The following is a 16,480-nucleotide window of genomic DNA, read 5'->3' as shown; positions in this document are numbered from 1 at the left end:
TTATACCACCCTAGCGTTGCATATATGAAAGTACAACGCGCCGATGGGGCGATATCGACCGTCCGCGCCCTGATGGATTCTTACTTTTCGTCATTCATCCTATCATTTTTTCGGATAGGAACATGGTCGGAGAGGGCCGTGTGCTTTTTCCTTGTCTGGCCGTAGCTGATCTGCGGCGCATCGAAGGGGGAGGGTCACATGCTGCTTGTTGGTAACGGTAGGGTCATCACGCGAGATGACGAGCATGCATACTTCGGAGATGGTGCCGTTGTCGTGGACGGGAGCGCCATCGTCGCGGTGGGGGATCGCACTGAGCTTCAGCAGGCGTACCCGGGGGCAGAGTTCCTCGACGCCCAGGGCGGCGTCATCATGCCGGGCCTCATTAACGCGCACACCCACATCTACTCCGGCCTGGCACGCGGCCTTGCCATCAAGGGCTGCAACCCCACCAACTTCCTCGAGAACCTCGAGCAGCAGTGGTGGAAGATAGACCGCAACCTCACCATGGAGGGCACCCGCGCGTCCGCCTATGCCACCATCCTCGACTGCATCCGCAACGGCGTGACCACCATCTTCGACCACCACGCCAGCTTCCGGGAGATCCCCGGCTCGCTCTTCGCCATCAAGGACGTCGCCGAGGAGATGGGCATGCGCTCCTGCCTCTGCTACGAGACCTCAGACCGTGACGGCCAGGAGAAGCGCGACCAGGCCATCGCCGAGAATGCCGAGTTCGCGCGCTGGGCTGCCGAGCAGGACTCCGACATGATCGCCGCCATGTTCGGCGGGCACGCCCTCTTCACGCTCTCCGACGAGACGCTGGACAGGATGGTCGAGGCGAACAACGGCCTCACTGGTTTCCACGTCCACGTCTGCGAGGGCATGGACGACGTATACGACAGCCTGGGCAAGCACGGCTGCACCGCGGTGCACCGTCTGCTGGACCATGGCCTGCTGGGCGAGAAGACCATGCTGGGCCACTGCATCCACGTGACGCCGGCAGACATGGACATCGTTGCCGAGACCAAGACCATGATCGTCAACAACCCCGGCTCGAACATGAACAACGCCGTGGGCTGCGCCCCGGTCCTCGAGTTCTTCAAGCGCGGCATCACCGTGGGCATGGGCACCGACGCCTACACCCATGACGTGCTGGAGAGCCTCAAGACCTTCATCATGGTCCAGCGCCACAACAGCTGCATGCCAAACGTCGCCTGGGACGAGGACATGGCCATGCTCTTCAAGAACAACCGCGCCATCGCCGAGAGGTACTTCTCGTCCAAGCCCGCGGGCAAGCCCCTTGGCATCCTTGCCCCTGGCGCCGCGGCAGACATCGCGATCTTCGACTACAAGCCCTTCACGCCCTTCTCTGACGAGAACATCGACGGCCACATCCTCTTCGGCTTCGAGGGCAAGTCCTGCCGCACCACCATCATCAACGGTCGCGTCCTGTACAAGGACCGCGAGTTCACGGGCGTGGACGAGGAGGCAATCAACGCCCGCATCCTCGCCGCCTCCAAGCAGCTCTGGGGGGAGCTCAACGGCCGCGAGTACTAAGTCGCATGCACCTGCGTCGCCCGCGGACGCAATAAATGCGGGGGACATAATCCGCTTTTGGTTTTAGGAGAGGACCAATATGAGCGACATCATGCGCCCCATTCCGTTCGACCAGCTGATGAACTGGATCATCGACGAGCATCGCACGCAGGGGACCATCTTCGGTGTGTCCCGCATGGCCAAGGGCACCAAGGAGGGCACGCGCCGCATCTTCGGTGAGAGCATCGAGACCCCCGTGGGTCCCGCCGCCGGCCCCAACTCGCAGCTCGCGCAGAACATTGTCGCCAGCTACGTCACGGGCGCCCGCTTCTTCGAGCTCAAGACCGTCCAGGTCATGGACGGCGAGGAGCTTTCCGCCTGCGTGAACAAGCCCTGCATCCTTGCGGGTGACGAGGGATACAACTGCGAGTGGTCCACCGAGCTCACCGTTCCCGAGGCCTTCGACGAGTACGTCAAGGCATGGGTCGCCTGCAAGCTGCTCTCCCGCGAGCTTGGCCTGGGTGACGCCGACGGCTTCGTGTTCAACATGTCCGTGGGCTACGACCTCGAGGGCATCAAGAGCCCCAAGGTGGACAAGTACATCAATGACATGAAGGACGCCTCCGCCACGCCCGTCTTCCGTGAGGCGATCGCGTGGGCAAAGGCGAACCTCGACCGCTTCGAGCATGTGGACGAGGCCTTCGTCGACTCCATCACCCCGCAGGTCTCCCGCTCCATCACCGAGTCCACCCTGCACGGCTGCCCGCCCGCAGAGATCGAGCGCATCGCGACCTACCTCATGGGCGAGAAGGGCCTCAACACCTTCGTCAAGTGCAACCCCACGCTCCTGGGATACGAGTACGCCCGCACCACCCTGGACTCGCTGGGCTTCGACTACATCGCCTTCGACGACCACCACTTCCTGGAGGACCTCCAGTGGTCCGATGCCGTTCCCATGCTCGAGCGCCTCATGGCCCTGGGCGAGGAGAGGGGCCTGGAGTTTGGCGTCAAGCTGACCAACACCTTCCCCGTGGACGTCACCCGCGGCGAGCTTCCCAGCGACGAGATGTACATGTCGGGGCGCTCCCTGTACCCGTTGTCCCTCACCCTGGCCGCGCGCCTCTCCGAGCAGTTCGACGGCAGGCTTCGCATCTCCTACTCCGGCGGGGCCGACGCCAACAACGTGGCCGGCCTCGTCTCGTCCGGGATCTGGCCCGTCACCGTGGCCACCACCATCCTGAAGCCTGGTGGATACCAGCGCTTTGGCCAGATCGTGAGCGTGCTGGAGGCGGTTCCCGCCAAGGCGTTCGACGGCGTTGACGCCAAGGCCGTGCGCGGCCTGGTGGAGGAGGCCGTGAGCGGCGATGCCTATCGCAAGCCCATCAAGCCGCTTCCCGAGCGCCATGTTGCGGCCAAGCTCCCCCTCACGGACTGCTTCACCGCACCCTGCCGCCACGACTGCCCCATCCACCAGGACATCCCCGGCTACCTCATGGCCGTGGACGAGGGTCGCTACGAGGACGCGCTCAACATCATCCTGGAGCGCAACGCCCTGCCCTTCGTGACCGGCACCATCTGCCCCCACCACTGCGGTGACGGCTGCATGCGCAACTACTACGAGGAGCACGTCCACATCCGTGAGGCGAAGCTCAAGGCCGCGGAGTCCGCAGCCGAGAAGGTCCTGCCCACGCTTGCCCGCAGGGGAGAGCGGGAGGGCAAGACGGTCGCCGTCATCGGCGGCGGTCCGGCCGGCCTGTCCGCCGCCTCCTTCCTCTCTCGTGCCGGCGTGGACGTGACCGTCATCGAGCGCACCGACAGGCTCGGTGGCATCGTTCGCCACGCCATCCCGGAGTTTCGCATCTCCCACGAGGCGATAGACCGCGACATCGAGCTCTGCCGTGCCTATGGCGCCAAGTTCGAGCTGGGCCGCGAGGTCAAGTCTGCGGGCGAGCTGCTGGAGCAGGGCTACACCGACGTCGTCATCGCCATCGGGGCCTGGGCGCCGGGGCGTGCCACCCTCAAGTCTGGCGCCGAGATGGACGCCATCGACTTCCTCGTGGCCGCCAAGAGCGACCCCGACTCTCTCGAGCTGGGCAGCGACGTCGTGGTCATCGGCGCCGGCAATACCGCCATGGATGTCGCCCGTGCCGCAAAGCGCATCAAGGGCGTCGAGAACGTGCGTCTGGTCTACCGTCGCACTCGTCGCTACATGCCCGCAGACGAGGAGGAGCTGACGCTCGCCCTTGGGGACGGCGTGGAGCTCATGGAGCTCCTTGCGCCCGAAACGCTCTCTGACAACGTTCTGACCTGCGCGGTCATGGAGCTTGGTGCCCCTGACGAGTCTGGTCGCCGCTCTCCTGTCGCAACGGGCGAGACCGTCACCATTCCCGCCACCGCCGTCATCGCCGCCGTGGGCGAGAACGTCGAGGGCGATCTCTTCGAGGCCTCCGGCATCGAGCTCGACCGCAAGGGACGCCCCGTGGTCAACGCAAGCCACAAGACCAGCGTGGACCACGTCTACGCGATCGGCGACGCCCGCCGTGGGCCTGCCACCGTGGTCGAGGGCATTGCCGACGCGGCCATGGTCACCGTGGCCATCTCGGGCTTCAACTTCAACTCCAAGGCGGAGTCCAACGTCAAGGAGGACTACGAGGCCCCCCTGGCCAAGCGCGGTGACCTCTGCCTCGGCCTCAAGGGTTGCGACAAGACCCGCTGCCTGGGCTGCGCCACCGTGTGCGAGACCTGTGTCGAGGTCTGCCCCAACCGTGCCAACGTGGCAATCCGCGTGCCCGGCATGAGGCAGCGCCAGATCGTGCACGTGGACGGCATGTGCAACGAGTGCGGCAACTGCGCCGTCTTCTGCCCCTATCAGGGCGGCCGCCCCTACAAGGACAAGCTCACGCTCTTCTGGAGCAAGGAGGACTTCGACAACAGCACCAACGAGGGCTTCCTTCCCGTCGAGGGCGGCATGCTCGTGCGTCTGGATGGCTCCGAAAAGGTCTACGATGTGAATGATAAGGACTGTGGCCTACCCGAGGCGGTCCGTGCCACGATCGCCGCAGCGCAGAGCGACTACGCCTATCTCACGGTCGGCTAGCTTCAGACTGCGCCCTTACACGTCAGCCGGGTGTCGGGTGGCAGTGCGCGCGTCGCAGTGCCCCCGACACCAAACCCAGGGGAAGCCAGGTGCCAGAGTGGCTAAGAGAAGGGACATGGTAGCTGTCGTACATTGCTGGGGAGGGTCCAGCAGGTACTGCAACTACGGATGCATGGGCTGCGGGGCCTGCGTCCTTGCCTGCCGCGTCAACGCAATAGAGCTCAACGAGAACAACACCGCCCAGGTCAACCGCGAGGCATGTGTTGGCTGCGGCCTCTGTGCCAGGGCCTGCCCGCAGGACGTCATAGAGGTCGTTCCGCGCGAGGCGGCCATTCTGCCCCTCTGCTCCAACCCTGACGTGGGCTCCCTCGCCCGCAAGATATGCGACTCGAGCTGCATCGCATGCGGGGCGTGCGAGAGGGCCTGCCCGGCAGATGCCGTGCACGTCATCGACAACTGCGCCGTGACCGATGTCGAGCTTTGCATCTCCTGCGGCATGTGTGCCACAAAGTGCCCGCGCGGCGTGATTCGCGATGCCCACGGCATCCTGGCCAAGAGCTTCTAGGGAGGGGAGGACATGGGAAAGTACAGCTTCACCGTCAACGGCGAGGGGATAAGCACCGACGAGAACGTCTCGCTCCTTCGCTTCCTCCGTGATGAGCTTGGCCTCACCTCCGTCAAGGATGGCTGCTCGGAGGGCGCCTGCGGCACCTGCACCGTGGTGGTGGACGGCGTCGCCACCAAGGGCTGCGTCATCTCCACCGCCCTTGCCCAGGGTAAGGAGGTCCTCACCGTTGAGGGCCTCACCGAGCGGGAGAAGGAGAGCTTCGTCTATGCCTTCGGGGCGGTTGGCGCCGTGCAGTGCGGCTTCTGCATCCCCGGAATGGTAATGAGCGGGGCCGCCCTCCTGAGGTCCAACCCCAATCCCAGCGAGGACCAGGTCAAGGTCGCCATCAGGGGCAACGTCTGCCGCTGCACCGGCTACAAGAAGATCATCGAGGGCATCCTCCTTGCCGCGGAGATCCTCAGGGGCGAGAAGGAGATCGACCCCGAGCTGGAGAGGGGCGAGGACTACGGCGTGGGCAAGCGCGCCTTCCGCGTGGACGTGAGGCGCAAGGTCCTGGGGTACGGCCAGTATCCCGATGACCTCACCAAGGACGACTACCCGGACATGGCCTACGCCTCCGCCGTCCGCTCCAAGCACCCTCGCGCCCGCGTGCTGGGCATCGACAGCTCCAAGGCCGAGGCCCTGCCTGGCGTCCTGGGAGTGCTCAGGGCCGAGGACGTGCCCGTCAACCAGGTGGGCCACCTCATCCAGGACTGGGACGTGATGATTGCCGAGGGCGACGTCACGCGCTTCGTGGGGGACGCCATATGCCTGGTGGTTGCCGAGGACGAGAAGACCCTGGCAAAGGCGAAGAAGCTCGTCAAGGTCAGCTACGAGGAGCTCGAGCCCGTCCGCAGCATAGAGGAGGCCAAGGCGGAGGGCGCACCTGTCATCCATGACAGCTTCCTTGCCTTTGGCAACGTGGTGGAGCTGCACGACAACGTCTGCCAGAGCAGGCATGTCACGCGCGGCAACGCCAAGGAGGCCCTCGCCAGCTCCGCGCACGTGGTGACCAAGACCTTCGAGACCCCCTTCACCGAGCATGCCTTCCTTGAGCCGGAGTGCGCCGTTGCCTTCCCCTACAAGGATGGCGTCAAGATACAGAGCACAGACCAGGGCGCCTATGACACGCGCAAGGAAGTCGCCCACATGTTTGGCTGGGACGGGACCCCCGAGCGCGTGGTGGTCCAGACCATGCTCGTGGGCGGCGGCTTCGGCGGCAAGGAGGACGTGAGCGTCCAGCACCTCGCGGCCCTCGCCGCCATGCGCTTCGGTCGCACGGTCAAGTGCCGCCTCACGCGCCAGGAGTCCATCAACTTCCATCCCAAGCGCCATGCCATGCAGGGCACCTTCACCCTGGGCTGTGACGAGGAGGGCATGCTCACGGCCCTGGACTGCGAGATCAACTTCGACACGGGCGCCTACGCGAGCCTCTGCGGGCCGGTGCTGGAGCGCGCCTGCACCCACTCAGTGGGCCCCTACAGGTACCAGAACACCGACATCCGTGGCTATGGCTACTACACCAACAACCCTCCCGCGGGCGCCTTCCGTGGGTTCGGCGTGTGCCAGAGCCAGTTTGCCCTCGAGTGCCTCATGGACCTCCTTGCCGACGAGGTTGGCATCAGCCCCTGGCAGATGCGCTATCAGAACGCCATCGAGCCAGGGGAGGCACTGCCCAACGGCCAGGTCGCAGACTGCTCCACCGCCCTCAAGGAGACCCTCCTCGCGGTGAAGGACGCCTATGACGCCAATGCCGACCATTGCGGCCTCGCCTGCTCCATGAAGAACGCCGGAGTGGGCGTGGGCCTGCCCGACGCCGGACGCTGCAAGATAGTCGTCGAGGGCGGCAGGGCCACGGTCTACTCGGCCACCTCCGACATAGGGCAAGGCTGCAACACCGTCTTCCTGCAGGACGTGGCCGAGGCCACGGGCCTGCCCCGCGAGCTCATCATCAACGGCGAGTGCTCCACCGAGGCGGCCCCCGACTCCGGCACCACCTCCGGCTCGCGCCAGACCGTCATCACCGGCGAGTCCGTCCGTGGCGCCGCCTTCCTGCTGCGTGACGCCATGACCAACATCGAGGCGGGCTGCCCGGCCCCCGCGGACCCGGTGCGCGCCACCGGTGATGGCGCCAGGGTCGAGTACGAGGACGGTCGCGTCCACGACGTCCGCGCCTGCGAGCTCAAGGCGGGTGGCGGCAGGCACGCCAAGGACCCCGCGGGCGCCCTTGCCGCCCTCGAGGGCTGCGAGTTCAGCTACGTCTACTTCGAGCCCACGGACAAGCTGGGGGCGGACAAGCCCAACCCCAAGAGCCACGTGTGCTATGGGTTTGCCACGCACCTGGTGATACTGGACAAGAAGGGCCTCGTTTCCCAGATCTACGCCGCGCACGACTCCGGCAAGGTGGTCAACCCCATCGCCATCCAGGGCCAGATAGAAGGCGGTGTCCTCATGGGCATGGGCTACGCCCTCACCGAGGACTTCCCGCTGGATGACTGCGTGCCTTCCGCCCGCTTTGGAACCCTGGGCCTGCTGCGCGCCAACCAGATCCCCGACATCCACGCCATCTACGTGGAGAAGGAGGAGCTGCTCGACGTGGCGTACGGCGGCAAGGGCATCGGCGAGATCGCGACCATCCCCACGGCGCCGGCGGTTCAGAACGCCTATCGCCGCCTGGACGGGAGGCTCAGGTGCAAGCTGCCGCTGGCGGACACTCCGTACGAGAGGAGGTCACGGCGCAAGGGGGCGGGTGCCTAGCCTCCCTCGCTTCGGGAATCCAGGGGAACGCCCGTCCTTGACGGTCCCCTGCAAGCTCATCACCACTGGAACGTGACATTGCAGAGCTGCGAAAGAGGTGGTCAACACATGGAAGAGCTCTTGAGGATGGAGGGCATCGACAAGCGCTTCGGTTCGTTCTACGCGAACCGGAACGTGAACCTCTCCATAATGAAGGGCGAGGTGCACACCCTGTTGGGCGAGAACGGAGCGGGCAAGTCCACGCTCATGAACTGCCTGATAGGCCTGTACACACCTTCTGCGGGCAAGTTCTTCATGAGGGGCGAGGAGGTGCGCATCGACTCCCCACGCGATGCCGTCGAGCGTGGCATCGGCATGGTCCACCAGCACTTCATGCTGGTGGAGGACATGACGGGCCTCGAGAACATCATCCTGGGCGACAAGCGCCACAGCACCCCGCTGCTCAGGCAGGAGGACGACCGCAAGACCATCGAGGGCCTCATGCAGCGCTATGGCCTTGAGGTTGACCTGGACGAGCGCGTCGCCGACATGTCCATCGGCATGCAGCAGCGCGTCGAGATCCTCAAGGTCCTCTTCCGCGGCGCGGACCTGCTGATCCTGGACGAGCCCACGGCGGTCCTGACGGACCTCGAGGTCCAGGGGCTCTTCGACATCATGCGCTCGCTCACCGACGAGGGCAAGTCGATCATCTTCATCTCGCACAAGATGCGCGAGGTCATGCACATCTCGGACAGGGTCACCGTCCTGCGCCGCGGCGAGTGCATCGACACCCTGGAGATCGCGAAGACCACCGAGCAGGAGCTCGCCGACCTCATGATCGGCCAGAAGTTCGAGGAGAGCGTCTACGCCAAGGTGAACGCCACCGATGAGCCCATGCTCCAGCTCACCAACGTCTCCTATCATCCCGAGGTCAAGCACGGGGGACTCAAGGACGTGAGCCTGACGCTGCACAAGGGAGAGATCCTGGGCGTCGCGGGCATAGACGGCAACGGGCAAGCGGCGCTGGCCTCCCTCGTCACGGGCCTCCTCTCGCCAGAGTCCGGCGAGGTCTGCGGTCCGGACGGCAAGAGCATCGCCCTCTTCTCGCCCCAGGCCTTCATCGACGCGGGCTTCGGCAACATCCCCGAGGACCGAAACAAGATGGGCCTCGTGGGAGACATGACCATCGCCGAGAACCTGGTCCTCAAGCAGACCGACTCCGAGCGCTTCTCTGCAGGACACGGCGCCTGGCTCAAGATGGACGCCATCCGCGACTTCGCCGAGAGGCTCCGCGAGGAGAACGACATCCGCTGCACCTCCGTCAGCCAGACGGCACGCAGCCTCTCGGGAGGAAACCAGCAGAAGGTCATCCTCGCCCGCGAGCTCGAGAGCCACCCCAAGCTCCTTGTGGCCGTCTATCCCACTCGCGGCCTGGACATCGGGGCCACCAGCTTCGTCCACGACCAGATCGTGGCGCAGCGCGACGCGGGATGCTCGGTGCTTCTGGTCTCCGCGGACTTCGACGAGGTCCTGAAGCTCTCCGATCGCATCGTGGTCCTCTTCGAAGGACAGATCATGGGAACGTACCCCGGCGCGAATCCCCCCATCAAGGAGATCTCGCTCGCCATGGCCGGCAAGTAGGAAGGAGGAGCCATGTCAAAGAGCACGAGTTCGGAAAACAGCCGCGAGAAGATGCTGATGACGCTCACCCCCATCGTCTCGGTGCTGCTTGCGCTCATCGTGGGCGCGATCATCATCGCCTGTCTCGGCAAGAGCCCCCTTCAGGGCTATGGCGCCATGATCCAGGGGTCTTTGGGGTCTGCGGCCAAGATCGGCAAGACCCTCGAGCGCTCCTGCCCGCTCATCTTCACCGGCCTCACCGCCGTCTTCGCCTACAAGTGCGGCGTGTTCAACCTCGGTGGAGAGGGGCAGTTCATCATGGGCGGCTGCGCCACCGCGACCGTCATCCTGGGGATGGGGCTCGACGGTCCCGTCGCCACGCTCTGCGGCCTCACGGCAGGCATCGTGGTGGGTGGTCTCTGGGGCCTGCTCCCAGGCATCCTGAAGATCACCCGTGGCCTCAACGAGATGATCACCACGATCATGCTGAACTACATCGCCATGTACTTCATGGAGCACGTATTCAAGAACCTCTACTCGGACAACGGCCTCCCCAAGACCCTTGCCCTCCCCAATGCGGCACGCCTCGCCAGCCTGGGCGACATGCATGCGGGCGTGATTCTGGCGCTGCTCCTGGGTGCCTTCCTGTGGTACGTGATCTTCCGCACCTCCTTTGGATTCAAGATTCGCGCGGTGGGCATGAACCCCATCGCCTCCCAGGTGAGCGGCTTCCCCGTCAAGAGGCTCGTCCTGCTCGCCTTCGTCATCTCCGGTGCCATCGCCGGCATGGGCGGCTCCGTTGAGCTCCTGGGCAAGACGCCCTATCGCCTGGCCGGCGGCTTCGGCTCCGGCTTTGGCTTCGATGGCGTCGCAATCGCGCTCATCGCCCAGCTCAACCCCCTGGCCGCCATGGCAGTCGCCGTCCTCTTCGGCATCCTCAACACGGGTGGCACCATGATGCAGAGCGTCATCGGAGTCCCCACCGCAATCGTGGACATCATCCGCGGCCTGATCATCATCTTTGCCGTGGCGGGCATGGCCATCGTCAAGCTGCCCAAGGTCATCGCGTTCTTCAACGTGCGCGGCACCAGGCACGACAAGGCCCAGAGCGCCCCTGACAAGAAGGAAGAGGTGACGGCATAATGGACTTCCTCGTCAACTCGCTGCCCACCATTCTCAACGCGACCACGCTGAGCGCGGCCCCGCTGCTCCTGGTTGCCTTGGGCGAGCTCTTCTCCGAGCGTGCAGGCCTGGTCAACATCGGCCTCGAGGGCATCATGGCCGTTGGCGCCTTCGTCGCCTTCGCCGTGGGCAAGATGACCGGCAACCTCTGGCTGGGCGTCTGCGCCGCCGTCATCGCGGGCATCGCCATCAACATGATCTACGCCTTCTGCACCGTCACGCTCTGCGTCGACCAGGTGGTCGTGGGCATGGCCATCAACATCCTGGCCCCGGCACTGGCCCTCTTCGGCTACAACATGTTCGTAGGCGCAAACTCCGCCAACGCCACGGGCGTAGTCATGGAGAGGCTCTCCATTCCCGGCCTCAGCCAGATACCCTACATAGGAGGGCCCCTGTTCAACCAGCAGCTTCTGGGCTATCTCGCCTTCCTGCTGGTGCCTGTGGTCACCTACTTCTTCAAGCGCTTCCGCTCGGGCCTGTCCTTCCGCTCCGTGGGCGAGAACCCCCAGGCGGCAGAGACCCTGGGCATTAACGTCATCCGCATCAAGCTCGTCGCCTGCGTGCTCTGCGGCGCGCTCGCCGGCATGGGCGGCGCGTTCCTCTCGGTGTGCATGACCCCCATCTACATTGACGGCATCGTCATGGGCCGTGGCTTCATCGCGCTGGCAACGGTCATCTTCGGCCGCTGGAGCGCCGTGGGCATCATGGCGGCAAGCCTGCTCTTCGGCTTCTTCGATGGCCTCAACGTTGCCCTGCAGGCCCAGTTCAACGCCGCCCCCGTCATGTTCTTCAAGATGATCCCGTACATCTTCACCATCTTCGCCCTGATCTTCTTCGGCTCCAGGCACGCTGGTCCCAAGGCCAATGGCCAGCCCTATTACCGAGAGTCGCGCTAGACCGCACACGTTCCCTGCTCCACCGCTTGCAGAGCGGGGGGTGGCAAGCCGAACGGCTCAGGCAAAATGTAAGGGAACCCTTGGTTCTTTTTAAGTTTCTAGACGAAGGGAGCGAGCTGGGCACAAGAGGGAGTTGAAAGTTCTTCGCAGCGTTTTGGCAGGTTAGTCTTATCTAGGAAAGGAACTACCATGAGCGAGTCCAAGTTCAACTTCATGCTCAACAGGCGTCAGGCCGTCAAGCTGGGCCTCGGCTCCGCGGCCATGATGGCTCTTGCGGGATGCGGCAACAGCGGCAGCACCGCCTCCTCCGGCACCGACGCTGGCTCCGAGGGCGGCTACAAGGTCGCCATGATCATGTCCGGCACTATCACCGACGGCGGCTGGGACCAGGGCCACTACGAGTCCCTCAAGCGCGCCCTCGAGAAGCACCCCAACTGGACCATGCTGGAGCCCAAGGAGAACACCCCCGACGCCGACGCCGCCACTGCGGCCCAGAGCTACGTCGACCAGGGCGTTGACCTCATCATCGGCAACGGCAACCAGTTCGCGTCCGACTGGGCCGAGGTCGTGGCCGATGCCGCATCCAACGAGAAGGTCCACTTCCTCATCACCAACACCGACCCCAAGTCCGAGATGGGCGACTACGAGAGCCTCGACAGGGTCGAGACCGTCCTGCCCAACTTCAAGCAGACGGGCGCCCTCGCCGGAGTCGTCGCCGGCCTCATGACCAAGACCAACAGCATCGGCTTCATCGGTGGCATGAAGCTTCCCTCCACCGAGGCGAAGTACTCTGCCTTCCTCGCCGCCGCCAAGAAGATCAACCCCCAGATCCAGGGTCAGTACAACTTCGAGGCCGGCTTCACGGACGCCTCCCTGGGCACCAAGCTCACCGAGAACTGGATCAACACCAACAATGTTGACGTCATGTGGGGCGACGCCTCCGCGGTCGACAACGGCTCCCGTCAGGCGCTCGAGTCCGCTGGCGCGGACACCCACTTCGACATCGCCCAGCCCATCGACATCGCCGGCCCTGACCAGCCCACCGTCGTGACCTCCACCGTCACCGACTGGAAGATCGACCAGGCCATGGACGAGATCGAGGCCGGCAGCTTCGGGGGCGGCAAGGTCATCAGCGCCGACATGTCCAACGGCGGCATCTCCCTGGGTGCCTTCTCAGACAAGGTGTCCGCGGACGTCCAGGGCAAGATCAAGGAGTACGCCGAGCAGATCAAGAACGACGCCTTCCTCACCGACGCGGAGGTCGAGGCGATCCGCTCCACGCTCTAGGCACCCGTCTCGCACGACCAAGATATGCGCCGGGATGCCTTTCGCGACATCTCGGCGCATCGTGCATTCCAACGCTGGGCATGCCGAGCCTGGGCCAGGAGGAAAGATGGAACGAAAGAACTTCACGCACGAAGAGGACGTCGCGCTCCTTCGCAGGGCCATCGAGGTCTCCCGTCTCTCGCGCGAGCACGGCAACACCCCCTTTGGCGCCATCCTCGTCTCGCCCGAGGGCGAGGTGGTCCTCGAGCAGGAGAACATAGAGATCGCCACCCATCGCTGCACGGGTCACGCCGAGACGCAGCTCGTGGACAGGGCGTCACAGAAGTTCGACCGCGCATACCTGGCAGCCTGCTCGCTCTACACCTCGGCCGAGCCCTGCGCCATGTGCGCGGGTGCCATCTACTGGGCGGGCGTGGGCCGCGTCGTCTACGCGATGACCGAGAGGGCGCTCCTCAGGCTCACGGGCTCGAACGAGCAGAACCCCACCTTCGACCTCCCCTGCAGAGAGATCTTTGCCGCAGGCCAGAAGGACATAGAGGTGGTTGGCCCCTTCCCGGAGCTTGAGGAGGAGGCGGCGCAGGCCCACCAGGGATATTGGAGCTAGCCCAGCTGCGGGTGCACGTTTCGTCGTGCCCCATCAAGAGAACGCCCCCGGCAACCCCCCTTGAAAGGAACGAAGCATGAGTGTCATGTTGAGCAGGCGCCAGGCCCTCGCAACCGGCGCCATGGCCGTTGCAGGCAGCCTCCTTGCAGGCTGCGGGAGCTCCGCGTCCGATGGCTCCGCCACCTCGGGCGACGAGGAGGGCAGGAAGCTCAAGGTCGCCATCGTTATCAGCGGGCCCACCAACGACGGCGGCTGGGGCCAGGGCCACTTCGAGTCCCTCAAGCGCGCCCTCGAGTCCCACCCCAACTGGGAGATGCTCGAGCCCAAGGACAACACCGCCGACGCGGACGCCGCCGCGGCGGCCCAGAGCTACGCCGACCAGGACGTTGACCTCATCGTCGGCGCGGGAAACGAGTTCGCCTCCGTGTGGGCGGACGTCGTCGCCGAGGCGGCCGAGGACCATCCCAAGGTCCACTTTCTCATCACCAACACCGACCCCAAGATCGACCTGGCTGACTACCAGACGCTTGACAACCTCGAGACCGTCCTCACCAGCCTCAAGCAGTCCGGCGCCCTGGCCGGAGTCGTCGCCGGCCTCATGACCAAGACCAACAGCATCGGCTTCATCGGCGGCGCGAAGCTCCCCACCACTCTGACGAAGTATGCCGCCTACCTGGCGGCGGCACAGAAGGTGACCCCAGGCGTCGAGGGGCACTACAACTTCGAGGCCGGCTTCAGCGATGCCTCCCTTGGCGCCAAGCTCACGGAGAGCTGGATCAACACCAACAACGTTGACGTCATGTGGGGCGACGCCTCCGCGGTCGACAACGGCGCGCGTCAGGCGCTCGAGTCCGCTGGCGCGGACACCCACTTCGACATCGCCCAGCCCATCGACTCCGTGGGAGACGAGAAGCCCTGCGTCATCACCTCGACCATCATCGACTGGAAGATCGACCAGGCCATGGACGAGATCGAGGCCGGCAGCTTCGGGGGCGGCAAGGTCATCAGCGCCGACATGTCCAACGGCGGCGTGTCTTTGGGCACCTTCTCCGACAAGGTGCCCGCGGACGTCCAGGACAAGGTCAGGGAGTACGCCGAGCAGATCAAGAACGACGCCTTCCTCACCGACGCGGAGGTCGAGGCGATCCGCTCCACGCTCTAGCACCAAAGACGCTTGACATGCGGTGGTACGCCGGGGTGGCCATCGCCATCCCGGCGTACCCACGCAAGGGGAGGGGGAGACAATGGGAGGGTCATTTGCCCTCAGGGGTGACATCTGCTGGTCGAAGAGCGCAGCCGAGCTCTCTTGCGTGAAGGACGGCTACCTCGTCTGCGAGAACGGCGTCTCCCGGGGAGTCTTCGAGGAGCTTCCCGCAGGCCTTGAGGGAATCGAGGTCATCGACCGGCGCGGCAGGCTGGTCGTTCCCGGCCTCGTGGACCTCCACCTGCATGCGCCCCAGTATGGGTTCCGTGGCCTTGGCATGGACCTGGAGCTCCTGGACTGGCTCGACACCCACACCTTTCCCGAGGAGGGCAGGTACGCAGACCTCGGTTACGCCGAGCGCGCCTACCAGGTCTTTGCGGATGACCTCCTCCACTCCGCAACCACGCGTGCGGTGGTCTTTGGGACCATCCACGTGGAGCCCACGCTGAGGCTCATGGACCTTCTCGAGGAGACGGGCCTCAAGACCTTCGTCGGCAAGGTCAACATGGACCGAAACAGCCCGGACTACCTCCGCGAGCGCTCGGCAAAGGCCTCCCTTTCCGACACCAGGCTCTGGCTGGGACGGGTGGGGGAGAGGGGATACGAGAACACGCTGCCCATCCTCACGCCACGCTTCACGCCCAGCTGCACGGACGAGCTCATGGCGGGCCTTGGCCAGCTCAGGGAGGAGCTGCGGCTTCCCCTTCAGTCGCACCTCTCGGAGAACCTCTCCGAGGTCGAGTGGGTGCGCGAGCTCTGTCCCTGGTCAAGCTGCTATGGACAGACCTATGAGCGCTTTGGCCATCTCTCGGGAGACGTCCCCTCGGTGATGGCGCACTGCAACTACTGCCCCGAGGAGGAGATCGAGATCCTCAAGGGCAGCGGCTGCTTCATAGCGCACTGCCCACAGTCCAATACCATGCTCTCCTCGGGCATCGCTCCCATCAGGGACTACCTCGAGAGGGGCATGAACGTGGGCCTGGGCACGGACATCGCGGGCGGCGCCAGCCTGTCGCTCTTCAGGGCGATGGCCGACGCGGTGGGCGTCTCCAAGCTGCGCTGGCGCTGCGTGGACGAGACCCTTCGCCCCCTCTCCACCAGCGAGGCATTCTATCTCGCCACCGCAGGCGGCGGGTCCTTCTTCGGAAAGGTTGGGTCTTTCGATCAGGGCTTCGAGTTCGATGCCCTGGTCCTGGACGACTCGGCCCTGCGCACCACCCTCGAATGCAGCCTCGAGGAGCGTCTCGAGCGCTACGTGTACCTGGAGGCGGAGGGCGGGCGCATCTGCGACAAGTTCGTGGCTGGAAGAAGGCTGCAAATCTAATGCGACCGCCAAAGCGATGTATTTCCGCAGGTATAACGATTTGTTAGCATTCCTAACAACTTGTATGCCACTGGCGGCGAATAATTCGCCGCACGCGTCGCGATTACTTTTTGTAAGGGCACAACACCGTTACGATGAAATCGGTCAAACAGTCGAGCGGCACGCATAGGTCTGTCAGTTCAACTGTGGGTTCCCCCAGGGAGGGGGTCCACGGCACCTTCAGACAGCCCATGAGAAGGCTTGGAACCTCCGTTCCAAGGTGGGCTACGTAATATGGAAAGGTTACGCAAGCGTGGCAGGGCGTGCATCAGCGCGCATGTCTCGACCGCGAGGAGCCCCTTTCCATAGCGCGAGGGTAGGGTAGTGGCATCAGCGCCAGCCGTGGCTGCT

11 protein-coding genes are annotated in these 16,480 nt (G+C 64.7%); all 11 read left to right on the top strand.

What is annotated here, in order from left to right; all coding sequences use genetic code 11:
• Nucleotides 1-198: 198 nt before the first annotated feature.
• Nucleotides 199-1,554, top strand: a complete 1,356-nt coding sequence (gene ssnA, locus CZ375_RS06125; RefSeq protein ID WP_077598371.1) for a putative aminohydrolase SsnA — start codon at nucleotides 199-201, stop codon at nucleotides 1,552-1,554.
• A gap of 79 nt (nucleotides 1,555-1,633) precedes the next feature.
• Nucleotides 1,634-4,630 carry a putative selenate reductase subunit YgfK gene (gene ygfK, locus CZ375_RS06120; protein ID WP_077598370.1) on the top strand — a complete coding sequence of 999 codons (2,997 nt, stop codon included), beginning with the start codon at nucleotides 1,634-1,636 and terminating at the stop codon, nucleotides 4,628-4,630.
• 115 nt (nucleotides 4,631-4,745) lie between these two features.
• Nucleotides 4,746-5,195, top strand: coding sequence for a 4Fe-4S binding protein (locus CZ375_RS06115; RefSeq protein WP_077598369.1), 450 nt, complete (start codon nucleotides 4,746-4,748; stop codon nucleotides 5,193-5,195).
• A 12-nt stretch (nucleotides 5,196-5,207) separates the two neighbouring features.
• Nucleotides 5,208-7,994: a selenium-dependent xanthine dehydrogenase gene (xdh, locus tag CZ375_RS06110; protein ID WP_077598368.1), complete on the top strand. Its 2,787-nt coding sequence runs from the start codon at nucleotides 5,208-5,210 to the stop codon at nucleotides 7,992-7,994.
• Nucleotides 7,995-8,102: 108 nt separating this feature from the next.
• Entirely contained in the window at nucleotides 8,103-9,614 is a 1,512-nt protein-coding gene (locus CZ375_RS06105) for an ABC transporter ATP-binding protein (RefSeq protein ID WP_077598367.1), read from the top strand.
• Between the two features lie 12 nt (nucleotides 9,615-9,626).
• A complete protein-coding gene (locus CZ375_RS06100) occupies nucleotides 9,627-10,736 on the top strand; it encodes an ABC transporter permease (protein ID WP_077598366.1) in 1,110 nt (369 codons plus the stop codon).
• The gene (locus CZ375_RS06095; protein ID WP_077598365.1) at nucleotides 10,736-11,671 is read left to right on the top strand and encodes an ABC transporter permease; all 936 of its coding nucleotides are present in this window, start codon (nucleotides 10,736-10,738) and stop codon (nucleotides 11,669-11,671) included. The genes CZ375_RS06100 and CZ375_RS06095 overlap by 1 nt, the downstream gene beginning before the upstream one ends.
• A 189-nt stretch (nucleotides 11,672-11,860) precedes the next feature.
• On the top strand, nucleotides 11,861-12,958 hold the full coding sequence (locus CZ375_RS06090; protein ID WP_077598364.1) for a BMP family lipoprotein: 1,098 nt from the start codon (nucleotides 11,861-11,863) through the stop codon (nucleotides 12,956-12,958).
• A 106-nt stretch (nucleotides 12,959-13,064) separates the two neighbouring features.
• Nucleotides 13,065-13,562, top strand: a complete 498-nt coding sequence (locus tag CZ375_RS06085) for a nucleoside deaminase (RefSeq protein ID WP_077598363.1) — start codon at nucleotides 13,065-13,067, stop codon at nucleotides 13,560-13,562.
• Between the two features lie 76 nt (nucleotides 13,563-13,638).
• Entirely contained in the window at nucleotides 13,639-14,724 is a 1,086-nt protein-coding gene (locus CZ375_RS06080; RefSeq protein ID WP_077598362.1) for a BMP family lipoprotein, read from the top strand.
• An 82-nt stretch (nucleotides 14,725-14,806) separates the two neighbouring features.
• Nucleotides 14,807-16,090 carry an amidohydrolase family protein gene (locus tag CZ375_RS06075; RefSeq protein WP_077598361.1) on the top strand — a complete coding sequence of 428 codons (1,284 nt, stop codon included), beginning with the start codon at nucleotides 14,807-14,809 and terminating at the stop codon, nucleotides 16,088-16,090.
• Nucleotides 16,091-16,480 lie beyond the last annotated feature (390 nt).

Source organism: Olsenella urininfantis (assembly GCF_900155635.1).
Classification (GTDB): Bacteria; Actinomycetota; Coriobacteriia; order Coriobacteriales; family Atopobiaceae; genus Olsenella_G; species Olsenella_G urininfantis.
This window is presented reverse-complemented; position numbering and strand designations above follow the sequence as displayed.